The sequence below is a fragment of the Streptomyces sp. NPDC059649 genome (assembly GCF_042734445.1).
In the GTDB taxonomy this organism is placed as follows: domain Bacteria; phylum Actinomycetota; class Actinomycetes; order Streptomycetales; family Streptomycetaceae; genus Streptomyces.
The window spans coordinates 135425-159488 of the sequence record NZ_JBHWDV010000013.1 but is presented as its reverse complement, the minus strand read 5'-3'; the positions used below and the strand labels follow the sequence as shown (position 1 = coordinate 159488).

Annotated in this window: 14 protein-coding genes and 2 pseudogenes; 2 read left to right on the top strand and 14 right to left on the bottom strand. The window is 72.5% G+C overall.

From position 1 onward, the window contains the following. Positions 1 to 269: 269 nt before the first annotated feature. The 7 genes from ACFV1J_RS17110 to ACFV1J_RS17080 all read right to left on the bottom strand — a co-directional run bounded on the left by ACFV1J_RS17110 (position 270) and on the right by ACFV1J_RS17080 (position 10613). Positions 270 to 1763: a glutamate synthase subunit beta gene (locus tag ACFV1J_RS17110; RefSeq protein WP_385858809.1), complete on the bottom strand. Its 1494-nt coding sequence runs from the start codon at positions 1761 to 1763 to the stop codon at positions 270 to 272. Between the two features lie 546 nt (positions 1764 to 2309). Continuing rightward, the gene (locus ACFV1J_RS17105) at positions 2310 to 3998 is read right to left on the bottom strand and encodes a CocE/NonD family hydrolase (RefSeq protein WP_385858807.1); all 1689 of its coding nucleotides are present in this window, start codon (positions 3996 to 3998) and stop codon (positions 2310 to 2312) included. A gap of 111 nt (positions 3999 to 4109) precedes the next feature. Then, positions 4110 to 5207, bottom strand: a complete 1098-nt coding sequence (locus tag ACFV1J_RS17100) for a hypothetical protein (RefSeq protein WP_385858805.1) — start codon at positions 5205 to 5207, stop codon at positions 4110 to 4112. A gap of 66 nt (positions 5208 to 5273) precedes the next feature. Next, on the bottom strand, positions 5274 to 6152 hold the full coding sequence (locus ACFV1J_RS17095; RefSeq protein ID WP_385858803.1) for a glutathione S-transferase C-terminal domain-containing protein: 879 nt from the start codon (positions 6150 to 6152) through the stop codon (positions 5274 to 5276). A gap of 507 nt (positions 6153 to 6659) precedes the next feature. Further along, positions 6660 to 8783, bottom strand: coding sequence for a beta-glucosidase BglX (gene bglX / locus ACFV1J_RS17090; RefSeq protein WP_385858815.1), 2124 nt, complete (start codon positions 8781 to 8783; stop codon positions 6660 to 6662). Positions 8784 to 9127: 344 nt separating this feature from the next. Beyond that, complete coding sequence (locus ACFV1J_RS17085; RefSeq protein WP_385858801.1) at positions 9128 to 10039, bottom strand: hypothetical protein; 912 nt, start codon at positions 10037 to 10039, stop codon at positions 9128 to 9130. Positions 10040 to 10139: 100 nt separating this feature from the next. Next, on the bottom strand, positions 10140 to 10613 hold the full coding sequence (locus ACFV1J_RS17080) for a MarR family transcriptional regulator (RefSeq protein ID WP_385858799.1): 474 nt from the start codon (positions 10611 to 10613) through the stop codon (positions 10140 to 10142). Positions 10614 to 10810: 197 nt separating this feature from the next. On the opposite strand from ACFV1J_RS17080, the gene ACFV1J_RS17075 reads away from it, so the two are divergent. Both ACFV1J_RS17075 and ACFV1J_RS17070 read left to right on the top strand, forming a co-directional pair. Then, on the top strand, positions 10811 to 12916 hold the full coding sequence (locus ACFV1J_RS17075; protein WP_385858797.1) for a serine/threonine-protein kinase: 2106 nt from the start codon (positions 10811 to 10813) through the stop codon (positions 12914 to 12916). A 269-nt stretch (positions 12917 to 13185) separates the two neighbouring features. Beyond that, positions 13186 to 14211 carry a type II CAAX prenyl endopeptidase Rce1 family protein gene (locus tag ACFV1J_RS17070; RefSeq protein ID WP_385858795.1) on the top strand — a complete coding sequence of 342 codons (1026 nt, stop codon included), beginning with the start codon at positions 13186 to 13188 and terminating at the stop codon, positions 14209 to 14211. 110 nt (positions 14212 to 14321) lie between these two features. Here ACFV1J_RS17070 and ACFV1J_RS17065 read toward each other — a convergent pair. The 7 genes and pseudogenes from ACFV1J_RS17065 to ACFV1J_RS17035 all read right to left on the bottom strand — a co-directional run. Beyond that, positions 14322 to 14837 (bottom strand): annotated as a pseudogene (locus tag ACFV1J_RS17065) (hypothetical protein); the annotation flags it as partial. Then, positions 14812 to 15426 (bottom strand): hypothetical protein, encoded by a 615-nt coding sequence (locus ACFV1J_RS17060; protein ID WP_385858793.1) that lies wholly within the window; start codon positions 15424 to 15426, stop codon positions 14812 to 14814. The gene ACFV1J_RS17060 and the pseudogene ACFV1J_RS17065, both read right to left, overlap by 26 nt. Positions 15427 to 15605: 179 nt before the next feature. After that, positions 15606 to 16409 (bottom strand): class I SAM-dependent methyltransferase, encoded by an 804-nt coding sequence (locus ACFV1J_RS17055; RefSeq protein WP_385858792.1) that lies wholly within the window; start codon positions 16407 to 16409, stop codon positions 15606 to 15608. Then, the gene (locus ACFV1J_RS17050) at positions 16406 to 17674 is read right to left on the bottom strand and encodes an MFS transporter (RefSeq protein ID WP_385858790.1); all 1269 of its coding nucleotides are present in this window, start codon (positions 17672 to 17674) and stop codon (positions 16406 to 16408) included. Before ACFV1J_RS17050 ends, ACFV1J_RS17055 begins: the two co-directional genes overlap by 4 nt. Before the next feature lie 9 nt (positions 17675 to 17683). After that, on the bottom strand, positions 17684 to 22141 hold the full coding sequence (locus ACFV1J_RS17045; protein WP_385858788.1) for an aminotransferase class I/II-fold pyridoxal phosphate-dependent enzyme: 4458 nt from the start codon (positions 22139 to 22141) through the stop codon (positions 17684 to 17686). 185 nt (positions 22142 to 22326) lie between these two features. Next, positions 22327 to 22479, bottom strand: a pseudogene (locus ACFV1J_RS17040) (hypothetical protein); the annotation flags it as partial. Positions 22480 to 22530: 51 nt separating this feature from the next. Then, positions 22531 to 24054, bottom strand: coding sequence for a long-chain fatty acid--CoA ligase (locus tag ACFV1J_RS17035; RefSeq protein ID WP_385858786.1), 1524 nt, complete (start codon positions 24052 to 24054; stop codon positions 22531 to 22533). Positions 24055 to 24064 lie beyond the last annotated feature (10 nt).

Genomic DNA, 24064 nt, shown 5'->3' with positions numbered 1-24064 from the left:
GTGTGGACGTAAAGCGAAGCAGTCCACACAACCGGCCCCGGAGGACCGTCACCGCACCCAACAACAACCCAGCCCGCCGCAGGCGCAACGGCGAGCAACCACCACGGCGCCGCAGACAAAAACGTGGGCGGCGCCGCAAAGCGCAACGGCGAGACGCCCCGCGGCGGGACAGACAGGTACGTACGGAGCGCCGCAAAGCGCAACGGCGAGAAACCCCCGCGGCGGGACGGCCAAGTACGTGGGAGGCGCCGCAAAGCGCAGCGTCCCGCTCACGCCCCGAAGGGGCGATCGTGGGCGCCCACCGGTGCCGGCAGCGTCGTGGTACCGGTGAGGTAGCGGTCCGTGGCGGCCGCCGCCGCGCGGCCCTCCGCGATGGCCCAGACCACGAGGGACTGCCCGCGGCCCGCATCGCCGGCGACGAACACCCCGTCGACGGCGTCGGCACCCTCGGCGCTCTCGGCGGCGAAGCCGCCATCGCGGGCGAAGTTGCCGCGGTCGTCGAGCGCGAGCCCGCACTGCGTCCGCAGACCGCTGTCCCGTTCCGGGCCGGAGAAGCCGAGGGCGAGCAGGACCAGTTCCGCCGGCAACACCTTTTCGCTGCCCGGCAGCGGCCGCCGGGCCTGCGGTTCGACCTCGGTCAGGTGCAGCGCGCACACCCGGCCCGCCGGGTCCCCCTCGAAGGCCAGAGTGGCGGAGGAGAACAGCCGCGGATCGGTGCCGGCCCGGCCCCGGGCCTCCTCATGGGCGTGGGAGATCCGGTAGACCTTCGGATACATCGGCCAGGGCTGGGTTTCCGTCCGTTCGCGGCCCGGCTCCGGGTTGATGTCCAACTGCACCACGGACGACGCGCCCTGGCGCAGTGCGGTGCCCAGACAGTCCGAACCGGTGTCCCCGCCGCCGACGACCACCACATGCCGGCCCTCGGCGGTGACCGGCGGTGTCGGGTAGTCGCCCTCCACCACGCGGTTGGCGAAGGTCAGATAGTCCATGGCCTGGTGGATGCCGGTCAACTCCCGTCCGGGCACCGGGAGTTCCCGCCGTTCCCCGGCGCCGACGGCGATGATCAGCGCGTCGTGCCGCCTCCGGAGCTCACGGGCGTCCAGCTCGCCGCCGACCTCGGCTCCGGTGCGGAACTTGGTGCCCTCCGCCTGCATTTGCTCGATCCGGCGGTCGATCTGGTATTTCTCCATCTTGAACGAGGGGATGCCGTAGCGCAGCAGTCCGCCGAGGCGGTCGGCGCGTTCGTAGACGACGACGGTGTGGCCGGTGCGGGTGAGCTGCTGCGCCGCGGCCAGCCCCGCGGGGCCGGAGCCGATGACGGCGACGGTCTTCCCGCTGAGCCGGTGCGGCGGGTGCGGGGGTGCGTAGCCGCGCTCCCAGATCTCGTCGGCGATGGCCTGCTCCACGTTCTTGATCGTCACCGGATCGGCGTTGAGGGCCAGTACGCAGGCGTCCTCGCACGGTGCCGGGCACAGCCGCCCGGTGAACTCGGGGAAGTTGTTCGTGGCGTGCAGCCGCTCGGCGGCGGCCCGCCAGTCGCCGCGTGAGGCGTACGCGTTCCACTCGGGGATCAGGTTTCCCAGCGGGCAGCCGTTGTGGCAGAACGGTATGCCGCAGTCCATGCAGCGCCTCGCCTGCTCGGACACGAGCGGGAGCAGCGCCTGGCCCGCGTAGACCTCGTGCCAGTCGTTCAGCCGCTCCTCGACGGGTCGCGGCGGAACGGGCCGCCGCGGTGTCCGAAGAAATCCGTAAGGGTCGGTCATGCGCCGCCTCCATCGCACTTGCGGCGTTCCGGCCAGCCTACGCCTGCCGTCTGCCGCTTTCATCGGACGGCGGCGGCGGGCTCCGGCGGCGGTACCCCTGGTGCGGTTCGCGGCGTCCGATCCGGGTGGAGCCTTCGTTGCCTTCCCGTAGGGGGTGTCCCCTACGGCTCTCGGCGAGCCGGTGACTGGGGCACGTAAAGTCGCAGGTCAGGGAGTTAGGCGGGGGTCCGCGGGGGCGGCGGGCGGGGCGGTGACTTGTTGAGGAGCAGTTGACGGGAGCGGCTCCCGAGGCATCCGCCGGTTATGTAAGTGCCTGATGCAACTGGTTGCCCGCGGGGCGTGCGGTCACCGGGCGGCAGGCCGAAAGGACCCGGGAGACGGACGGCCGGCCGGCCCGGTGACGGCCCGCAGGCAACCCTTGCACCCTGCAATTCTTGATGCCACACACCACGCGCACCCTGGCCAGGGTTGCCCCCAACGGCCCGCAGTACGCGCCTGCGGGCCGTCGGCTGCCCGTACGGTCGGCCGGTTCCGCGGCGGGTCCGGTCAGCGCAAGGGCAGCGCCAGCTCGGCCGGGTCGGCGGTCGTGGAGCCGAAGGACACCGTGCTGCCCCGTGGCGTACGGCCGCCGTACATCGGGTCCTTGGTGTCCAGGACCAGTGCCAGCCGGTGCCCGGCGGGCAGGTCGTAGGCGGTGGTGAAGAGGGAGACGTCGAGCGGGAAGGCGCGGCCCGGCTTCTTGCCGGACCAGCTCTGCGGGGCGTGCGAGATCAGCTTGCCCACGCCCAGCGCGTTGACGTCGTAGAGATAGCCGAACACCGTGCCCTCCGGCGCGGCGGCGGTGACCTGAGTGTGCACCCGTGCGGCGCCGCGGAGGTGCTGCGCCGCGGCGTACGGCGCCGACTGCCAGACGGCGGCCGAACTGCGGGGCAGCAACGGGACGAGGACGGTCGGGGGCAGCGCGGCGACCTGGTCGAGCGCCCCGGCGAGCAGGGCGACGCCGCCGTCCGCGCCCGAATCCGTGCCGCCGACGACGGACTTCCGCCAGCCGGTTCCGGCCGTCGTTCCGCCGAGCGCGCCGGTCTCCAGCGGGCCCGGACCGTCCAGACGGAGGTGGGCGGTACGGGAACTGATGGCACGCCAGTTCGGGTAGCTCTCGTGGCTGCCGTGGGGCCGGACCTCCAGGTCCACCGACTCCCGCGGACCGCGGCTGCGGCCGGTGCGCATGAGGTGCTGGTCGAGCCAGCGGCGGGCGCTCCGCCAGGTCGGGTTGTCCAGGCCCAGCAGGCTCGTCAGCTCCTGGGTGGCGTGGTCGCCGGGGCGGAGTTCGAGCCGCTTGGGGCCGGTCAGCCGCTGGTAGAAGGCGGTCAGCTGACTGGGGTTGAAGAAGCTGTCGCCCCAGGCGTGGGCGAGGAAGACGGCCGTGCCGTGGGCATTGATGCGGTTCACGTAGGTGGCCGGGGACCTGGCGTCCGCCCATCGGACCACCTTGGGCATGTCCCGGCCGGCGAAGAGGGCGGCCAGCATCCGACCGTACTCGGGGCTGCGGCGGCCGGTGGGCGCCTGGATCGCGGCGAGGAGGGCGGCGGCCTGGAGGTGCCGAGTGCCGCCGCTGTAGAGGGAGTTGGTGAGGTCGCCCCAGCCGCTCATGGCGGCGACCGCCTTGATCCGGGGGTCGAAGGCGGCGCCCATCAGGGTCAGACCGCCGCCCAGGGAGAGTCCCACCATGCCGATGCGCTGCCGGTCGGCCGGGGTGTGGGCGAGGGCCCAGTCGATGACCGACGAGATGTCCGAGGCGTCCTTGGGCCCCGCGACGTCGACCTCACCGCCGGAGCGCCAGAAGCCGCGCACGGTGTAGGTGACAGCGATATAGCCGGCGGCGGCCAGTTGCTTGCCCTGGGCGACGTACTCCAGGTCGTTCTGCCCCCAGCTGGCCGGCTGCACGATGAGCGGGTAGTGGCCCTTCCGGTCGGCGCCGGGGGTGCCGGGGGCGGGGGTGAACACATCGGCCTTGAGGACGGTGCCGTCCTTCATGGGGATGTCGCCCAGCCGGAACGAGGGGTGGGCGAGCTGCGCCGTGGCGGGGGCAGCGGTCCGGTGACTGGGAGCCGGCGCCGCCGACGCGGGACTGGTGGCCAGGCCGCCGCCGAGCCCAAGTGCCGTGATGAGTAAGGCAGTTGTCGCTCTGCGCCGACGGCCGTGGGGCCTGTGGGGGGTACGGCGGGATCGCGCCATCGATGCTCCATCGGAAATCTGACCGCCGTGCCACGGTGACACCCATCCGGTTGCGGTGGACGAGAGCGTATGGGCGCGTGATCAGTTCACGGGAGGCGATGATCAGCCAACTTACCCACTGGTAACCGGGCGGCGGTCGACCGGGGTGAGCGGGGTGCGGATGGTCACCTCCCTGCGGCGAGCACCGGACCAGGGGGCCGGAACCGCCTCGATGTCCCGGGCCAGGCGATAGACGAGCGCTTCGTAATTGACCCGCCAGCCGCGGAAGTGCGGCCAGGCCTCCTCGGGGGTGCGCTCCATCGGATACCCCTGGCCAGCCATCCGCTCGACGCCTCCCAGGAATTCCTCGTAGGTCAGCTGCAACGCATCGTCCGGGTGCGGGTCCGGGTCGTGGGCGATGCGCTCGATGGTGGCGATCTCGCGCAGGCAGATGAAGCCGGCGCGCAGCGCCATCCGGACCTCGGTCTGCGGCTGGGAGGGGTTGAAGGCCAGCCGCAGGGCCGCGGCGTCCATCACGGACAGCAGGGCGATCAGCCAGTTGCGGGTCGCCTTGGGCGAACGGAAGTGGATGAGGATCGGGTAGGTCGTATGGCTCTCGCTCACCCCGGCGCTCCACCGCTCCCAGGTGCGGAACAAATCGGTGAGGTTGTCGAGCAGTTCCACCTGTGCGTAGCGGGCCAGGATCTCGGGGCCCCACGGCGGGCTTCCGGCGCGCGCCTGCAGCAGCGTCACCTCGGTCTCCCGGCTTTGGTAGGCGCCGTAGAGGGCAGGCAGATAGCCCACCTGGAGCCCGATCACGATCGGGCCGGTCACGGCGGCGCAGAAGTCGATGGCGTTCAGCGTCGCGCGGTCGCCGCTGGCGAAACCGAGGGTGAAGAGCGAGGAGCCGGACTCGGTCAGCGCCCCCCTGACGCCCAACTGGCTCACCGCCGCCTCCAGCAGGGCGTACCCGACCAGGAAGCAGCCCAGCCAGGTGATCAGGGTGACGACGATGGCCAGCGGCGCCATCGGGGCGAGCACCCGGTCCTTGGCCTCGGCGCTCGGCAGACGGTCGGCGAGCAGCCGGAACGGCCGGTGGACCAGCCGCTGGACGATCCGGCCGAGGCCGGACGGCGTCGGCCGGGGGATCACCAGGGAATGCAGCACCGAGGAGAACACCCCGAGCACGATGACCGCACCGGCGATCCCCAGCAGTACACGCACCGTCATCCGCTCCTTCCCGGCACCCCGCCGCTTCGACGAAGGAAGCGTACGTGCGGGGCCCGGGTGGCGGCGTCAACCCGTGGGTTGAGTCGGAAGCGAGGCGCAGGTCGCGGGGACGTGCGCCGCCCAGTCCACGATCTGCACCGCCGCCCCGGCGGCCTCCTGCCCCTGGCAGCGCGCGTGGTGCCGGCGGGCGATGCCGTCCAGATCGAGGTGGGGGCCGACGGCGGACAGGGCGGCCAGCCGGCGTGCGTACGCCCACAGCCGCCGGTACCCGGCGATGCGGTGCACCGCCGCGGCGTCCAGATGCCAGCGGTGGACGGTGTCGAGCTGCACCAGCGACACCCACACGTGCACGTCGGCGAGGGTGGGTTCGCCGCCCAGTACGTGGCTCCGGCCGGCCAGTCGCCCCTCCAGCGCGTCCAGCGCCCGGAACAGGGCGTCCAGTGCCTCCTGGTGGCCGGCGTTGCCGATGCCGAGCCGGCCGGCGCGCTGGGCGGGCTCGTGGAGGTCGTGCTCGCAGAGCCGGGCGAGTTCCTCGATGTCGTCGCGGGCGCGCGCCGGGTACAGCTCGGGGCCGTCGCCGCGGAACTGCTCGGCCAGGTCCCGCAGGATGTCCGGCGCGTGCGTGCTGACGATCCGGCCGGTCCAGCCGTCGCTGAGGACCGGCGCGGCCGCCGGGCCGGGGTGCTGGTGCGAACTGGCCTCGTACAGCGGGCGCAGGGCGGCGTATTCGCCCTCCGGACCGTCGGGGACGGCCGGTAGCAGCGTCACCGGGAGGACCTCGCCGAGGCCGAGCAGGCCGTGGGTGACGGCGATTCTCAGGGACTGCGGACAGGACGGCGTCAGATACAGGCGATAGCGGTGCGGTACGGGGTAGTGGCCGCTGCGGGCGTCACCGCCGATCCTGCCGCGGAGGGAGGGGACGACGGTCTGGGACGGGGCGGACATACGACTCCCTGGGATCCGGGTGCTGTGAAGGGGCGCGGAAGGTGCGCGAGACGTACGGCGATGCGACGACAGCAAGGCGAGTACGACGACGGCGATACGACGACCGCGAGACCACGGCACGAACTGCCGCACGTACGACGCGGCCGGGCCGCTGTCCACCGGCTCACCGGACCGCCGGCTGCCGGTCTACCGGCCTACCGGCTTCGACGGAGGGAACTCGCCGCGCTGCAGACGCGCAGCAGATCGATGTGGCGACGCGACGTCAGAACGGGGAGCGGCTGGATCGCGCCGTCCGCGCGAGCGATGCCCAGCCCTGCATTCCCCATGATTCCCACCTGTTCGCCAGGGTTCCCGCCCTTGAGTGTCGAGGCGCGACCAAGCTGCGTCAAGAGGCTGTCCACGGCCGTGGCGGAGCATGCGTCCCGGCAGGAACCACTTGCGAACCGCCGGTGCCTCACGCACCGGCGGTTCACGGTCCCGGTCCCGATTCCGGTCCCGGTCCCGGTTTCACGTCAGGGTGAAGCCCGTCTTCAGGGTGGCCTCCGAGCTGTTGCCCGCGTAGATCTCGAACTCGCCCGGTTCGACGCGGAATTCGCCGCGCGGATCGTTGGTGTGGAAGCCCAGTTCCTGTCGTCCGAGGGTGAAGCGGACCGTCCGCCGCTCCCCCGGCTCCAGATGGATGCGGGAGAAGCCGACCAGCCTGCGGACCGGCTGGACGACGCTGGCGACCTTGTCGCGGAGGTAGAGCTGGACGACCTCGTCGCCGGCGCGGCTGCCGGTGTTCTCGACCCGTACGGCGGCCCGGACCGTCGCGCCGCCGTCGGTGACGCGCCGCGCCGGCAGGACCTCCGCCGACAGCTCCAGGCCGGAGAAGGCGAACGTGGTGTAGCTGAGGCCGTGGCCGAAGGGATAGAGCGGGGTGTGCGGGAGGTCGAGGTACTTCGAGGTGTATTTGTTGTCCGGGTCGAAGGGGCGGCCGGTGTTCTCGTGGGCGTAGTACAGCGGCAGTTGACCGACCGAGCGGGGGAAGGTCACCGGTAGCTTGCCGCCGGGGTTGACCTTGCCGAAGAGGAGGTCGGCGACGGCGTGACCGCCCTCGATGCCGGGGTGCCAGCCCTGGAGGACGGCGTCGGCGCGGTCCGCGACGCCGGTGAGGACGAGCGGACGGCCCGAGAGGACCACGACGACCAGGGGCTTGCCGGTGGCGGCCAGCTTCGCCACGAGCTGCGCCTGGACGCCGGGCAGGGTGATGTCGCTGCGGGCGGCCGCCTCGCCGCTCTGTGCGGCCTTCTCCCCCACCACGGCGACCACGGTGTCGGCGGCCCGGGCCGCGGCGACCGCCTCGTCGAAGGACCCGGTGTCGTCGCCCTCCACCGCGCAGCCGCGGGCGAAGCGCACGGTGGCGGACGGGGCGGCCTGCCGGATGCCGTCCAGGACGGACACCGCGGGGAAGAGGGCGGCGCCGATGCCCGCCCAGGTGCCGTGCAGTTCCTTGGTGTCGTCGCCGAGCGGGCCGATGACGGCGATCGAGCCGGTGCCGGTGGAGAGCGGCAGGGTGTTCTTCTCGTTGCGCAGCAGGACCATGGAGCGGGCGGCCGCGGTCCGGGCCGCCGCCCGGGCCGCGGCGCTCGGTGCGGTGATCTCCGCGGCCTCGTCCACGTAGGGGTGGTCGAAGAGACCGGCGCGGAACTTGACGCGCAGCACCCGGGCGACCGCGTCGTCCAGCCGCGCGCGGCTGATCTTCCCCTCCGCGAGCAGCTTCTTGCCGTTGCGGGCGTACGTCGTGGAGACCATCTCCATGTCGACGCCGGCGCCCAGGGCGAGCCGGGCGGCGTCGGCGCCGTCGGCCGCGATGCCGTGCGCGATGAGTTCCTGGACGCCGGTGTAGTCGCCGACGACGAAGCCGTCGAAGCCGAACTCCTCGTGCAGGATGTCGGTCAGGGTGTGCCGGTTGGCGTGTGCGGGGACGCCGCCCACGGTGTTGAAGGAGGCCATGACGGTGGCGACGCCGGCGTCCACGGCGGCCTGGAAGGGCGGCAGACAGACGTCGCGCAGCCGCCGCTCGGAGAGGTCGGCGGTGTTGTAGTCGCGGCCGCCCTCGGGGAAGCCGTAGCCGACGAAGTGCTTGGCGCAGGCGGCGATCCGGTCCTTGGCGGCGTAGTCCGCGCCCTGGTACCCGCGCACCTTGGCGGCCGTCATCTTCGCCGTCAGGTACGGGTCCTCGCCGCTGCCCTCGGCCACCCGCCCCCAGCGCGGCTCCCGGCTGACGTCCGCCATGGGCGCGAACGTCCAGTGGATGCCCTGCGAGGCGGCCTCGCGGGCGCTGGTCCCGGCGTCGGCGGTGACCACGTCGGGATCGAAGCTGCTGCCCTGGGCGAGGGGTATCGGGAAGGTGGTGAGGTAGCCGTGGATGACGTCCTGGCCGAAGATCAGCGGGATGCCCAGGCGTGACCTCTCCACGGCCGCGCGCTGGAGGTCGTTGCACTTCTTGGCGCCGGTGAGGTTCAGCACCGAGCCCAGCAGCCCCTTCGCGGCGAGTTCGGCGCACTCCTTGTTCTGGCCGTCGCCCGGCCCGGTGTCGGCGTGCCAGGTCAGCTGCTGGAGCTGTCCGAACTTCTCCTCGACGGTCATCTTCGCCAGCAGTGCCCGGACCCGGCGTTCGGTCTGCGGGTCACGGGGCGGGCGCGCCGCGGTACGGGGTGCCGCCGCGGCGGTGGGCACCTGGAGGGGGCTGCCCGCACCCGTCCCCACGAGGACCGCGGCCCCGGCGGATGCCTTGAAGATGTGACGACGGCTGATCGATCCGGAACCGGACACCGCGACTCCTCGCTGCGTGGGCACAGCGCCGACATGCATCGGCGTGGCGACTCAACCCGCTGATGGCGTACGGCAGTTAAGCGACGCCGCGGCACGGGGTCAATGGATTGAACGCAGAACGTGTGCCGTGCACAGCTACTGATTCACGAGATGTACGGTCAGGGGGTGGGCAGCAGGGCGCTCAGCGGCTGGGCGGCGGCCTGTGCCGCCGGCCGGGAGACGTACAGGGCCGTGTGGAAGTGGCCGAGCGCCTCCTTGCCTGACGGATCATCACCGGCCGCGGTCACCGCGGCCACGGCGTACTTCTGCTCGTCGGCGTCGGTGAACCGGCGTTGCGGATAGGTCCGGGTGTCGTCCTTCTCGGTGGTCATACCGAGCCGGGCCAGGCCGTCGGCGATCGGCCGATAGGAGCCGGTACGGAGCACGAAGGCCGCCACCCACGGCAGGTCCCGGCCGCCGTCCCGCGCCGCGTCCGGCGCCAGCAGCGCGCGGAAGGTACGGGCGGACAGGAAGCTCGCGCCGCCGGTCACCGTGATCAGCCGCAGACCGCCAAGGGCCCGGCGCAGCGCCGGACCGGGCTCGGCGGTCTCGAGGTTCTCGGTGAACGCCGCGTCCAGCAGTCCGGCCGCGCGGGCGTACCCGACGGCCGGTGCGGCGATGTCGATGCCGACGACGGGCACCGCGTCGGGGCGGCGGCGCGCGGCGTAGAACTCCCGGTCCCGCTCGATCAGTTCGGCGGTGGTCAGGCCGGCCGCCTCCGCCGAGGTGTAGTGGGCGGTGAGCTCCGCCAGGGTGACGTCGTGGTTGAGCAGGGCGGCGTTGATGCCGTACGAGCAGCAGAGGTCCAGGACGGTCGCGGGCCGCTCGTCGGCGGCGCGGTCCTCCGGTGCGGCGGCGACGGCGGCGCGCAGGAGGCGGCGGAAGACGCCCTGGGCGTGGTGCGGTGTCCGGTAGTCCAGCGCGCCCAGCACACGGAAGTACGAGCGCGGGTCCGGCTGGTCGTAGAGGTCGTCGAAACGGGTCATCCGTGCGGACGGACCGGAGCCGCCGTCGTGGTGGGCAGGGGCCATCGGGACTGTCTCCTCGCGCCGGGAATCAGGGGCGTGCGCGGCGCCGACCGCGCACCACCGTCCTGGGGCGGGCGGTCGGTGCCACCGGAGAGCACAACGATCACGGGAGATCGCCGTTGCCGCCCAGATTGGCGACCATGCGGCGCAGGACGTCGATGGTGGTCACGAAGTCGGCCGTGTCGATGCCCTCATGCGTCCGCCGATGGACCCGCAGATTGCGCTCGTGGGCGCGCAGCCGTCCGGCCTCGCCCGCCTCGGTCAGTGTCATGCCTTCGGCGTCCTCGGTCAGCCACCCCCGGGCGATCAGGTCGTCGTAGACGGCGTCGAAGTCGGTGCCGAGGTCGTCATACGGTCCGAGCCGCTCGGTCAGCGTGGTGCGGGTCCACGTGCCGGGCGCCCCGGCGACGTGGTTGAGGGTCCACCAGTGCGGCTGGGTGAGGTCCTCCACGGCCAGTTCCGCGCGCAGGGCACCGACCACCCGGCGATACGCCTCGCCGGTCCACGCGCCGATGGGCTGGGCGGCCAGTTCCTCCGGTGAATAGCTGGTGAGTGCCGCGGTCCCCTCGTGTTCCATGGTGCCTACGTCCCTTCTCCGGTTCCTGCGTCCCTTCGGTGATCAACAACGCGCCCACGGTAGAACCTCAAGTCAACTTGAGGTCAAGGTCCGCAGGCGGTTTCGGCTTCCTCGACTCCCCTGTTTCGACTTCCTCAACTCCCTTCTACGTGGCAGGGTTTGACCAGTGCTATGGCAGGGGGACCAGGGGGCACGGCATGACCGGTATCGGAATCAGGCCGCTCGGCGACGACCCACGGCGGCTCGGCGACTACCGGCTGCTGGGGCGGCTCGGTGCGGGCGGCATGGGGCGGATCTATCTGGGGCGGTCCACGGCCGACGGATCGCTCGTCGCCGTCAAGACGCTGCTCGCCGAGGGCGCGGTCAGCGACACCGACCGACGGCGGTTCGCCCGCGAGGTCGCGCTGGCCCGGCGGATCGAGAGCCCCTTCACGGCGCGGGTGCTCGATGCCGACCCGGACGCCGAGCTGCCGTGGATGGCGATCGAGTACATACCGGCGCCGTCGCTGTCCGAACTCGTCCGCAGCGCGGGACGGCTGCCCGGTACGGCCGTGCGCTGGATCGCGGCGGGGACCGCACAGGCCCTGGTCACCCTGCACGACGAGGGCATCGTGCACCGGGACGTCAAACCGCAGAACATCCTGCTGCCGCTGTCCGGCCCGCGCCTGATCGACTTCGGCATCTCGCACGCCTACGACCTGACCCGCACCTCGCTGACGCTGGGCACCATCGCCTTCACCTCGCCCGAGCAGGCGCGCGCCGAGCCCTCCACCGCGGCCTCCGATGTCTACTCGCTCGGCGCGACCCTCTTCCATCTCGCCGTCGGCCGCCCGCCGTACCCGGAGACCGGCGACATGATCCGGCTGCTGGCCGTCGTCCAGCGCGGGGATCTCGATCTGACCGGGCTGCCCAAGGAACTGGGTTCGCTGATCCGCCCGTGCCTGGCCATCGACCCGGCCGAGCGGCCCCGCCCCACCGACGTCCTGCAGGAGTTCCAGGAGGGGCTGGAGCGGGTACCGACCTCGCGCCGCGCCGAACGCTGGCTGCCGCCGCGGTGGACCGCGCTGATCCAGGAGTACGAGGCCCAGGGACGCCACCTGCGGGCGGAGGGCGGTGCGGAGGCTCTCACCCTCGACGCGCGTACCCGCGCGGTGCCGCCGCCCGGGCCCACCCGGGTCTACACCGAGCAGCGGGACCGTGAGCGCGCCGCCGAACCGAAGCCGAAGCCCGAGCGGAAACCGAAGCCGAAGGCAGCACAGCAGACGCCGGCGCCGAAGCCGAAGCCCGTACCGCCAAGGCCCGGGCCGACGGCCCGGCCCAGGCCCAAGCCCGGACAGGCGAAGCCCAGGCCCAGGCCCGCACCCGCCTCGACGCCGACACCCAAGCCGACACCGAAGCCGAGGCCGGCGCCGAAGCCGACGCCGAAACCCGCGGCGAAGACCACACCGAAGCCGGCGACCACCTCCGGTGGCAGCTCCTCCGGTGGCAGTTCCTCGTCCGGCGGGTGCGGCTGGCTGGTGCTCGCCCTCATCGCGTTCACGGTGTTCTTCTGGCAGCCGTGGAAGGCCGCCGAGACCTCCGGCTCGTCGTCCGGTTCGTCCAGCAGCGCCTCGGGGAGCTCGTCGAGCGGGTCGTACACCAGCGGCGGGAGCGGGCTCGGCTCCGGGCTGACGAGTGGATCGTCGAGCGGGATGTCGTCCAGTTCCTCGGGGACTTCGGGAAGTTCGTCGGAGAGCTCGTCGAGCGGGTCGTCCGGCGGGACCTCCACCAGCGGCGGCAGCGGCGGCGTGCCCACGCCCGTTGCCTCGACCCGGACGCCCAGCCCGGTCGACCAGGCCTTCGCGGCCGTGCAGGCCGGCGACTGCCTGGACGCGTACCAGAACGGCTACGGGAGTTGGAGCCGTACGATGCCGCAACGGGTCAACTGCGGTGCGGCCAACGCCTATCTGCGGGTGGCGCGCGTCGCCAGCTCCGGGACCTGTCCGTCCGGCGGCGGACGCGGTGGCTGGTGGCACTCCGCCGAGGACTACTCCACCGTGAATCTGTGTGTGGAGCGGCAGTTCCGCAACGGCGAGTGCTTCCTCGCCAAGGCCAACGGCGACCGGCCCGGCGGCGCGAACCTCCTCACCCTGTGGAACTGCAACGCCGACAAGGTGCCGCGGGGCTTCAACTACATCATGCAGATCACGGCCGTCCTGTCGGCCTCGTCGGGCACCAACGCCTGTCCCGTCGATCCCGGTCACTACCGCTACTCCTGGAACGTCTACGACGGCCGGACGATGATCTGCGCCAAGGTCGCCTGACCACCGCCACCCACTCGGTCGCCGCCCCCTCCCGACGGCTCCGGTTCCGACGGCTCCCGCGGACGGCTTACGACTCCCGCGGACGGCTTACGACCGCCGCACCACGGGTGACCGCCGGGGGATGTAGCTCCCGCCCGCCCCGGGTCGTCCCGCAGGAGGGTTTGCCCGGGCGTTCGCGTGGCGCCCGCCCGGCTGCCGCGTTGCCGCCGGCGGCGCGGGCATCCGTACGTCCCGGAGACACCCGCCGGCCGTGAAGGGAGCGCGAGGCGATGGCCAGGGCTGCGGAGACGAAGAGCGACACGAAGGGCAGGGGGAGCCGCGCCGCGGGGGCGCGCCCGGCGGTGTCGGGGTGGGGTGCGTGGGGGCGGGCGCTGCTGGGCGGTGCGGTGATGGCGGTCGCGCTGGGGGTGGGCAATGCGCTGGGTGGGCGGCTGGCCCGGTGGCTCGAACTGGACGGCTGGGCACGGCAGTTGCTGCCCGCCGTGCTGGTGAGCGGGCTGGCCGTGGGCGGCGTACGGGCGTTGCGGTCGGCCGGGCGGCGGGCGGGGAACGGCCGGCTGGGCGCGGGGCCGCCGGCCGCGGCGGTCCGGGCCTTCCTGGGCGGGCTGGCCGTCACGGTGTCATGTGCCGCCCTGGTGCTCGGGGCCGGCACGGCGGCCGGGTGGGTGCGGTGGTCCGGGCTCGACCCGGCGGCCTTCGCGGCGTTCCTGACGGGCAATGCGCTGGTGGCGCTGCTGCTGGAGGCCCTGCCGGAGGAGACGACGCTGCGCGGGCAGGCCTGGGCGGCGTTGCGCGGCCGGTTCGGCGGGGTGCTGTCGGCGCTGGGGACGACGGGGGTGTTCCTGCTGGTGCCGGCGGCGTCCACGGTGGTGCAGGCCGGTACGGCCCGAGCGGTGGGCGGGGACCCGCCGGCGGTGGGCCCGACGCCGGCCGGCCAGGACCCGTGGGCGTATCTGGTGCTGCTCACGGTGTTCGGGATGACGCTGGTGGCCGCCCGGACCGTGCCGGGCCGCGCGCCGCTGTGGGCGGCGATCGGTACCCATCTGGCGTTCCTGAGCGTCAACCGGGTCGTGTTCGAGGGGCGCGAGCGCGCGGCGGGCTGGTCGGCGAGCGTCGCCCCGGCGCATGCCGCGGTGCTGGAGCTGGGCTATCTGGTGCTCACGGCGGCGGTCTTCGTGGGGGCGCGGTGGTGGTCGGGCCGGACCCGGGGGCGGGCCGCGCGGCGTTGGGCGGCCCGGGCCAGTATCCCCACCAGTACGGCGAGGTCGGCCGCGCCCTCGGGGTCGTCGGCGTAACGGGTGGTCTGGAGGGGGCCCACCTCGTCCAGGACGACGCCACCGCGGGCCAGGACGAAGGTGAGGGCGAGCAGGGCGGCCCGGCCGTTGCCGTCGGTGAACGGGTGGTGGAAGGCCACGTCGAGGTAGGTCCGGGCGGCGCGGGCGGGCAGCGGCACGTCCGGCTCGTCGCTGTCGGCCAGACAGCGGGCGAGGTCCGCGCGGGTGTGCGGGGTCAGCGGGTAGCGTTCGCGGCCGTTCTTGGCGTGGGCGTCGCCGGTCCGGAACGGCGCGTCGGGGGTGCCGAGGACCAGGCGCTGCCAGCCGGCCAACAGGCCGAAGGTGAGCGGGGCGTGGCCCGCTGCGTCGGCGCGGGCCAGTGCGTAGGCGGACCGCAGCCGTCCGGCGCGGACCGGGTCCCGGCGGCGGACCGGGCCCTCGCACCAGGCGGTGAAGCCGTCCGTGCCCGGCACGACGGGGCCGGTGGGCTCGTACGCGCCGGTGTGTGCCCAGTCGACCCGCGCCCTGGTCCGGCGCCAGGAGGCCGTCGCGTCGGGGGCCGCGGCCGGCGCTTCGGTGTCGGTGGCCGGCGCCTCGGTGTCGGTGGCCGGCGCCTCGGCGTCAGTGGCGGATGTGCCGGCGGTCATGGGACTCCTCCAGGTGGGCGTGCTCCCGGTGGTCGCGGTAGGGCGGCCGGCCGGTCAGTCCGACGGCCAGGTCCTCGCCGACCGAGTCGATCAGCGTCGGGCCGGGCGTGACCCAGCTGTGGAACCGCCCGCCGATGGCCTCCTGAACCGCCGCTCCGGCCGCCGCCGGGTCCATCCCGGTCGCGGTCAGGAACCACTCCAGCGCCAGCCGGCACTGCCCGTACCAGCCGCTCTCCGCGCCGGTGCGGTCGAGCACGAGGGTCACCAGGCGGACCGCCGCCCGCTCCAGGTGCCAGCTGCGCTCCTCGGGGGTCGCGCTCGGGGGCGGCGCCAACTCCGCGAAGCGGGCGGCGAGTTCCGCCAGCCAGTCCCGCCACTCCAGGAGGGCGGCGACGGCCCGGGCGGCGGTCTCGTCGGGAGTGGTGACCGAGACGGGCCCGCAGCACCAGCTGCCGACCACTCCCCCGGCCTCGCCGACGGTCCAGTTCCAGTGCCGGGCCCACGGCCCGTAGCGCTCCAGGAAGATCCGGTCGATATGGCGCTCGCACCAGCGCTCGCCCTGCCACCACCCGTCCATGCCGGACCGCACCGGCGGTACGTACTCCTTGATCAGGGCGGTGACGGCGGCCTCTTCCGCCGCGTCGAAGGTGAACGGGTGGCGCTGCGGGTCGAGTTCGGCCCAGGTCAGCGGGCGCGGCGGGGAATACGGCTCGGACGGTTCGGCGGACGTGGCGGGCTCCGGGGGCGGGGAGGGCGACAGTTGACCGATTATGCCCGGTCGTCCCGCATGCCCGCCTCCGCATTTCCGTCCGGTGCGACGACGGTGCGGGCGCGGAGCAGCACCATGCCGGTGTCGCCGTAGTCGGGGCGGGTGGGATCGGGGCCCACGTGGGTGAGGGCCAGCTCGTCGGTGTACGGGGCGAACACCTCGCGGATGACGGGGGCGTCGACCGGGCAGCCGGGCCATTCGGGGGCGGTGCCGATGCGGTAGGTCGGCATGTTCTCCATGAAGGAGGCGACGAGGTGGCCGCCCGGGCGGACCGTGGCGATGTACGTGCGGCAGAGCTGCGCGAATTCCTCGAAGTCCTCGGTGATGCTCTCGGCCACGAAGTTCATCGACGCCAGGTCGTAGCGGCCGGCCGGCAGGGTCCGGACGTCGTCGTGCAGGACCCGGACGCGGGCGAGGGCCTCGGTGACGGTCGGGGGCAGCGCGGGGTCCAGCTCGCGGCAGAAGGCGTAGAACGCCTGCCAGCTCTCGTCCGGGCCGTGGCTGAGCTGGCCGGTCAGATAGGCCACGTTGGCCGCGCTCCGCTCGACCGCGTCCACCTGCCGGCTGGCGGCGCCGGCCAGCATCAGCGGGTAGAGGTTGGGGCCCGCGCCGAATTCCAGGGAGCGGGCGATGCTGCCGGGCGCGAACCGGCGGTAGAAGGCGGAATGGTGGCGGATGACGGCCGCGTCGCAGGGGTGGATCTCGCGGTAGTTCTCCGCGAGGTAGTCCAGGACCGGCCAGTGGTCCCAGTCGGCGTCGTCGTTGCGGACGGGGCCCCGCGGGTGCTCGGCGGGCTCGTTCATGTGCCCTCTTTCGCGGTGCGGGGCGCACCGCCCCGGTCCACCGAGCGCACGCCGGGCACATAGAGGAAGACCAAGGTGACGACGGCGCCGAGGACGCCGGCGCCGATCAGGGTCGCCCGGACGCCGGCGGCGGCCGCGACCGGCGCGGCCAGCGCGTAGGACAGCGGCAGCAGGGAGATCGACACGAACCATTCGACGCTGGAGACCCGGCCGAGCAGGGCGCCCGGTACGAGCCGCTGTTTCGCGGTGGCCCAGGCGACCAGGCCGGCGGTCTCGAAGCCGTTGACCGCGGCGCAGGCGACCGCCAGCTGCCAGGAGTGGGTGGCCAGGCCGTACCCGGCGACGGCGAGCGTGGCCAGCGTCCAGGAGACGTACACGAAGGTGATGAACCTGCTCGGCACGCCGGTCTGGCCGACGGCCAGGGCGACCAGCACGGACGCCAGCCCGCCGCAGGTGAGCACCACGCCCAGGTCCGCGGCGGAGCCGTGCAGCCCGTGCTTGACCAGGTAGGGCAGCAGCACCTCGGCCGGGCCGAGGAAGAGCAGGTAGGCGAAGGTGGCGGAGACGAAGGTGGCCCAGAGCCAGCTGTTGGCGCGGACGTAGGCCAGGCCGCTGAGCAGGTCGGCCCAGAGCGATCCGCGGGCGCCGGCCGGCGGCGGCTTGGGGTGGATGCACAGCAGACAGCCGACGGACACGGCGAAGGTGAGCGCGTCGAACGCGAACGCCCCGGCGGTGCCGATGCTTGCGACCAGGACGCCGCCCAGCGCGGTGCCGCCGATCTGCACGGCGGCCGGGCGGACGAACTGGTCGAGGGCGTTGGCCTGGACGAGTTCGGACTTCAGCACGAGGGTCGGCACGACGGCGTCGTACGCCGGGGGGAAGAATCCGGCGGCGCCGCCGTACACCATGACGACCACGATCAGCTGCCACAGTTCCAGGGCGTCGCCGACGGCCAGGGCGGTCAGCGTGAGCAGGCAGAAGAAGCGGACGAGGTCGCTGATCAGCATGGTGCGCCGGCGGTCGAAGCGGTCGCTGACCACACCGCCGAGCAGCACCAGGGCGACCTGGGGAACGGCCCGTGCCACCCCGACCGCGGACATCGCGCCGGGCGACCCGGACAGTGTGTAGACCTGCCAGGCCAGTGCGACGAGCAGCACCCCGTCGCCCACCAACGAGATGCTCATCCCGATCCACAGGACCCGGAAGTCCCGGTGCGCGAGCGGGGTGAGCAGCCGTACCCTGCGGGCCCGGCCCGCATCCTCCATGACGCGCATTCAGGTCCTCTGCCGGAGTTCGAACCGCTCGGCCAGGGCGGAGAGCGTCTCGTTGAGGCGGCCGATGTCGTCGTCGGTGTTCGCGGCGGTGATCTGGATGCGGATGCCCACCCGGTTGCGCGGGACGAGGGGGTACGCCGCCAGCGTCACGTAGATGCCGCGGTCCCACATGAACACGCCGACGTCGCCCAGGTCGGAATCGTGGGCGAGCGGGAGCTCGATGATGGGCAGTCCGCTTTCGTTGGGGGTCTCGATGCCCAGCAGGTAGAGGTGGTCCAGGACGCGGGCGGTCTTGCGGTGCAGGGCGCCGCGGACGTCGTCCCCGCGCCGGTCGTTGACGTCGAGCCCGGCGAGCGCGGTGGCGAGCGACGCCGTGGGGGACGGCCCGGAGTACAGGTACGGCGCGGCGGCGACCTTGAGGTGGTTCTTCAACCAGGTCGGCAGGGCCAGGAACGCCAGCAGCGAGGAGTACGCCTTGGAGAAGCCGCCGACCAGGACGATGCCGTCGTAGGTCTCGCCGAGGTGCCGCACGATGCAGTTGCCACGGCTGCCGTAGGGGGAGGTCTCGTCGGCCCGGTGCTCGCCGATGACGCCGAACCCGTGGGCGTCGTCGATGTAGAGCAGGGCGTCCCGCTGCCGGCAGATGCCGGCGAGGAGCGGCAGGTCGGGCATGTTTCCGGTCATGCTGTCGACGCCGTCCAGGCACACCAGGCGGGAGGCTCCGCGCGGCGCGGCGCGCAGCAGGACCTCCAGTTCGTCCGGCCGGTCGGCGTGGAAGCGCTGCACGGTGGCGCCCTGTCCGCGGGCCACCAGGCATCCGTCGTAGACCGTGCGGTGGGCCCGGGCCTCGACGAAGATGTGTCCCTCGCCGCCGAGTACCGGGATCACGGAGGCGTGGATGAGGGTGATGGTCGGGAGCAGCAGGCTGTCCGGGGCGTGCAGCAGTGCGGTCAGCCGTTCCTCGATGTCGGGGTAGAGCCGGGGGTTGCCGATCAGCCGGGACCAGCTGGGGTGGGTGCCCCAGCGCCGGACCTGCGGTTCGATGGCGGCCATGATCTCGGGGTCGAGGTCGAAGCCCAGGTAGTTGCAGGAGGCGAAGTCGATGAGCCAGTGGTCGCCGCTGCGCACATGCCGGCCGTCCACCTCGTCGATGACCGCGTCGCACATGGGGTTGTTCTGCCGCAGGCGTTCGAGCTCGCCCCACCGTGGATCGCGGCGTGCTCCGCCGGTTGTCCTCAGTGCCTTGTGCACGTGATCCTCCTCCGCCCCGGACCGGCGGGTGCCGGTGCGCTGTGGGATTGAGGGTGCGGTGGTCCGGCGGGATACCGGGCTGGTCGCCGCGCTGCCGGCCAGGGACGGAGTACGGCGCTCGGCCGTGCTCCGCAGCAGCTGTTCCGCCTGGTCCACCGTCATGGGGCGGGCGAACAGATAGCCCTGCCCGAACCGGCACCCCATGGCCAGGAGCCGGTCGCGTTGCACGTCCTCTTCGATGCCTTCGGCGATGACCTGCAGACCGAGGGTGTCGGCGATGCGCACAATACCCTCGACCAGGGCGACTTGCTGGGTGTCGACACCGATGTCGTCGATGAACGACTTGTCCACCTTCAGCAGGTCGATGGGGAATTCCCGGAGGTAGCTGAGCGACGAGAAGCCGGTGCCGAAGTCATCGATCGCCATCCGCACCCCGAGGTCCTTGAGCTCCCGCATCACCGCGCGGATCTGCTCGTCCGAATGCATCAGGACGGTCTCGGTCAGCTCCAGTACGAGGGAGCCGTGGGCGACGCCGGTGGCGCCGAGGGCGGCCCGTACCTCGTCGAGGAATCCGGGGTCGCGGAACTGGCGGGCGGAGACGTTCACATTGATGTGCAGCGGGTCCGCCCGGGGCAGCTGCCGCTGCCAGCGGGCGAGGTTGGCGGTGGCCTGGTGGAGCACCCAGGCGCCGAGCGGCATGATGTGGCCGGTCTCCTCGGCGAGCGCGATGAACTGATGCGGTGTCACCGAGCCGCGCCGGGCGTGCGGCCAGCGGGCCAGCGCCTCGAAGCCGGCGAGCGCGCCGGTCGCGATCTCCACGATGGGCTGGTAGCGGACGTCGAACGCCTCGGCGTCCAGTGCGCCCTCCAACCGGGCCCGGAGTTCGTGCCGTTCGACCATGCCGGTGTGCAGCGCCGCCTGGTAGCGGCGCCACTGCCGTTTGCCGGCCGCCTTCGCCGCGTACAGGGCCAGGTCGGCGTGGCCGAGCAGTTCCTCGGCGTCGGCGCTGTCCTGGGCGGTGGCGATGCCCACGCTGGCGGAGGTGCTGACCATCTGCTCGGAGAGCCGGAAGGGCTGGTTGAGGTTCTGTACGACCTGTTCGCCGAGTGCCTCGGCGTCGGCGGGCTCGCGCACGCCTTCCATGAGCACCCCGAACTCGTCGCCGCCCAGGCGTGCCGCGGTGTCGCTGGCCCGCAGCGTTCCGGTCAGCCGGCGGGCCACCGCGATCAGCAGTTCGTCGCCGATGGAGTGGCCGCTGGTGTCGTTGACGACCTTGAAGTCGTCGAGGTCGATGAAGAGGACGCAGGGGGTGGTGCCGTCGCGGCGGCCGCGGAGCAGGGCGCGCTCGATCCGGTCCAGGAGGAGCAGCCGGTTGGGCAGGCCGGTGAGCGCGTCGTGGAAGGCGCGGTGGGTGAGTTCGCGTTCGAGTTTGCGCTGTTCGGTCACGTCGCGGAGGGTCAGGACCAGGCCGTGGACGGTCTGGTCGTGGCGGAGGTTGCTGCACCGGGCCTCGACGTCGATGCGTGCGCCGCCGCGGTGCAGTACCTGCCAGGCGTCGCGGCTGTCCTGGCAGTCGTCGTCGCGCATCCGGGCCAGGGCGCGCACGGCGCGTTCGCCGTCCTGTTCGGTCATGAGCTCGGCGAGGCGCACCCCGTCGAGCGGAGTGCGGCCGAACATGCCCTCCGCGGAGGGGCTGGCGTAGCGGATGGTGTTGTCGTCGTCGAGGATGAGGATGACGTCCGAGGTGTTGTGGACGAGGGTGCGGAAGTACGCCTCGCTGTTGCGCCGGTTGATCTCCTGGCCGAGTGCGACGCGTTCCATCGCCAGGGCCACCTGCGCGGCGAGGGTCTCGCAGGAGGCCCACCGTTCGGCCAGGCTCTTCTCGGTGCCGGCGACGATCAGGGCGCCGATCAGGGAGTCGCCGGCGGGGCCGTTTCTGACGGCCAGGGGGCACAGCAGTGCGCTCGGCAGGGGGGCGAGTTCCGCGGCGGCCTGCGCGCCGAGGTCGGCGACCGGCACGATCTGGGCCTCGTGGGCGAGAAACCGGGAGCGCCAGGCGTCGGCCGGCTCGTCCTGCCAGTCGATGGTCCAGGCGTGCGGCCGTGCGGCGGTGGGCACGGCGTGCAGCCGGCTCCCGCCGGGGGCGAGGGTCAGCAGGGCGACCTCGTAGCCCTCCTCGGTCCCGAAGAGCGGTCCGGCCGCTCCGCGGATCGAGTGGGCGATCTCCTCGACGCCGGAGGTGGAGACCAGCGCGGCGGCCGTCACCCGCAGGCCGCGTTCCCGGGTCACGGCCATCAGGTGCACCACGACCAGTCCGGACAGCCGGGCGAACACCAGCAGGAAGAGCACGGCCGAGAACACCGCGATCACCGGTACGTCGTGCAGATCGCCGCGGACCGCCTCCTGGATGAGCAGCACGGGGGCGATGAGCGAGGCCAGCGCGAGCACGACGAGCCGCCGGGGGTGGATACCGGCCTGCCGGACGGGGGTGCGCTGGGTCAGTTCCACCATGGACGGGTGCAGTGCGGCCAGTCCCCAGGCGGTGAAGAAGACCACCCAGCCCAGGTCCATCGGCGTGCCGACCTGCCAGACCCCTTGGAGCTGGAGGAGCCCGTACAGGACGTCGGAGAAGAGGATGCCGAAGGTGCCGAGGGTGAGGAACTGGATGGCGCGGGTCCGTACGGAGCCGGGCGTCAGCAGCCGGGCGAGCATCGCGAGCATCAGCACGTCGCCGAGCGGATAGGCGATGGAGATGGTGCGCTGCACCCACGTCATGTCGGGGGCCGTGGTGTACGGGTTGATCAGGTAGTTCCAGGAGAGCAGGGCCAGGCCGGAGGTGAGGATCATCGCGTCCAGCAGGCTCGCCACGTCGCGGCCGGTCCGGCGGTAGCGGATGAAGCCCAGCAGCCCGGCGGCGAACAGGGGGTAGGTCGCCAGGTAGAAGACGTCGGCGAGGGACGGGAACGGGTTCTGCTGGTGCAGGTAGGTGTTGAGCACGTTGTACGTGGTGTCACCGGCGGTGAAGGCCACGTTCGCGGCGGCGAGCAGCAGCCAGGGCCAGGCGTGGGCCGGCCGGTGCATGCGGATGCCGGCGATGACGGCCCAGACGTTGCCGAGGACGATGGCGGCCCAGGTGAAGGTGTGCGCGGCGGGGACCGTCAGGTAGACCACCGTGGGCGGGATCACGAGGATGACGTACGTGGTCATCAGGCGGTGTATGCGGCTCAATGAGAACCGCCTCCTCCCGTGACCGGACGGACGCCAACCGTCCTACAGGGTCAATCCGGACGCTTTTTGATAGTATGTCCGCTTTTCTGTATACGCATGACGACGGGGGTCGTTGGCATATGCCAGTGACATAGACGCAGGCAGTCGAGCGGTTCAGTCGGTGGTCAGGCTCCGGGGCCCTCGAAGAGCCGCCGCGGATCGTCGACGGGCATGGTGGTGATCTGCTCCTCCGTCACCCCGCGGGCCCGGACGTACGGCAGCACGTCCTCGCCGATGTGGAGGTGGTGCCACTCAGTCGGTGTGCTCGTGGACGTACGTGCGTCCCAGTGCCGCGCCGTCGACCGGGCCGAGCGCGGAGTCGACCCGCGTCACCGGTCGCGCAGCTCCTTCTTGAGGATCTTGCCGGTGGGCCCCTTGGGCAGCGCGTCGACGATCCGGACCTCCCGCGGGTATTTGTACGCCGCAAGCTGTTGCCGGCAGTGGTCGGTGAGCTCCCCGGGGGTGGCGTGCGCACCGCGGCGCAGTGCGACGACGGCGACGACCTCCTCGCCGAGCCGGTCGTCGGGGCGGCCGACGACCGCGGCCTCGGCGACGGCCGGGTGGGCGTACAGGACCTCCTCGACCTCGCGCGGGTAGACGTTGTAGCCGCCGCGGATGACCACGTCCTTCTTGCGGTCGACGACGAAGAAGTAGCCCTCGTCGTCCTGGTAGCCGAGGTCCCCGGTGTGCAGCCAGCCGTCGCGCAGCGCCTCGGCGGTCTCCTCGGGGCGCCGGTAGTAGCCCTTCATGACGTTGTGGCCGCGGATCAGGATCTCGCCCACGTGGTCGGGGCCGGGCGGCAGCGCGGCGCCGGTGTCGTCGGCGATCCGCACCTCCACGCCCCAGATCGGCTTGCCGATGGAGAGCACCTTGCGCTGCTCGGGGCTGATGTTGAAGGTGGCGGTGCTGGCCGTCTCGGACAGGCCGTAGCCCTCCAGGACCGCCACGCCGGGGAACTTCTCCTCGAAGGCCCGGATGATCTCGCCCGGTATCGGGGCGCCGCCGGAGGCCCCGACGCGCAGCGCGGTCAGGTCCCGGTCCGCGGTGTCGGCCTGGAGCAGTGCCACGTACATGGTGGGGACGCCGGCGAAGAGCGTGCAGCGGTGCCGTTCGAGCGCGTCGAGGACCGCCCCGGTCTCGAACCGCGGGACCAGCGCGAGCGTTCCGCCGTACCGCACCGCCATGTTCAGCACGCTGGACAGGCCGAAGACATGGAAGAACGGCAGCACCGCGAGGCCGATGTCGTCGGGGCGGCAGCCGAACAGCTCACCGGTGACGGTGCAGTTCATGTAGAGCTGGAAGTGGGTGAGCTCGGCGCCCTTGGGGCGGCCTGTGGTACCGCTGGTGTAGAGCAGGACGGCGGTGTCGTCGGCGCCGGCCGGCTCGATCACGCCGGTGTCGTCGGCGGTGGTGAGCTCGTCGTAGGGCCGGGTGCCGGCGATCCGCCGGGGGCTGCCGGGCCGCGGGACGACGTACGCCGGTACGCCGCCGGCGAGTTCGGCGCCCTTGACCGCCTCGTCGGCGAACTCCTCGTGGGTCAGGAGCAGTCGGGCCCCGGAGTCGGTGAGGTGGTAGGCGATCTCGGGGGCCTTGAGCAGGGGGTTGAGCGGGACCATCACCAGGCCGGCCTTGAGGATGCCGAAGTAGGCGAACAGGAACTCCGGCACGTTGGGCAGGTGGACGGCGACCACGTCACCGCGTGCCAGGCCCCGCGCGCGCAGGGTCGCGGCGATCCGGCCGGAGACCTCGTCGGCCCCGGCGTAGGTGACGGTCAGTGCGCCGAGGTGGCACAGGGGTTTGTCCGGGTGGTTCCGGCGGGACTCACGAAGGATGGTGGCGAGGTTGAAGCTCATCCGGGCTCCT

Bases quoted from the DNA above. Each gene is read 5' to 3' on its own strand.
- ACFV1J_RS17110 (WP_385858809.1), bottom strand. From the start codon at position 1,763: ATGACCGACCCTTACGGATTTCTTCGGACACCGCGGCGGCCCGTTCCG.
- ACFV1J_RS17105 (WP_385858807.1), bottom strand. From the start codon at position 3,998: ATGGCGCGATCCCGCCGTACCCCCCACAGGCCCCACGGCCGTCGGCGC.
- ACFV1J_RS17100 (WP_385858805.1), bottom strand. From the start codon at position 5,207: ATGACGGTGCGTGTACTGCTGGGGATCGCCGGTGCGGTCATCGTGCTC.
- ACFV1J_RS17095 (WP_385858803.1), bottom strand. From the start codon at position 6,152: ATGTCCGCCCCGTCCCAGACCGTCGTCCCCTCCCTCCGCGGCAGGATC.
- bglX (WP_385858815.1), bottom strand. From the start codon at position 8,783: ATGACCGTCGAGGAGAAGTTCGGACAGCTCCAGCAGCTGACCTGGCAC.
- ACFV1J_RS17085 (WP_385858801.1), bottom strand. From the start codon at position 10,039: ATGGCCCCTGCCCACCACGACGGCGGCTCCGGTCCGTCCGCACGGATG.
- ACFV1J_RS17080 (WP_385858799.1), bottom strand. From the start codon at position 10,613: ATGGAACACGAGGGGACCGCGGCACTCACCAGCTATTCACCGGAGGAA.
- ACFV1J_RS17075 (WP_385858797.1), top strand. From the start codon at position 10,811: ATGACCGGTATCGGAATCAGGCCGCTCGGCGACGACCCACGGCGGCTC.
- ACFV1J_RS17070 (WP_385858795.1), top strand. From the start codon at position 13,186: ATGGCCAGGGCTGCGGAGACGAAGAGCGACACGAAGGGCAGGGGGAGC.
- ACFV1J_RS17055 (WP_385858792.1), bottom strand. From the start codon at position 16,409: ATGAACGAGCCCGCCGAGCACCCGCGGGGCCCCGTCCGCAACGACGAC.
- ACFV1J_RS17050 (WP_385858790.1), bottom strand. From the start codon at position 17,674: ATGGAGGATGCGGGCCGGGCCCGCAGGGTACGGCTGCTCACCCCGCTC.
- ACFV1J_RS17045 (WP_385858788.1), bottom strand. From the start codon at position 22,141: ATGACCACGTACGTCATCCTCGTGATCCCGCCCACGGTGGTCTACCTG.
- ACFV1J_RS17035 (WP_385858786.1), bottom strand. From the start codon at position 24,054: ATGAGCTTCAACCTCGCCACCATCCTTCGTGAGTCCCGCCGGAACCAC.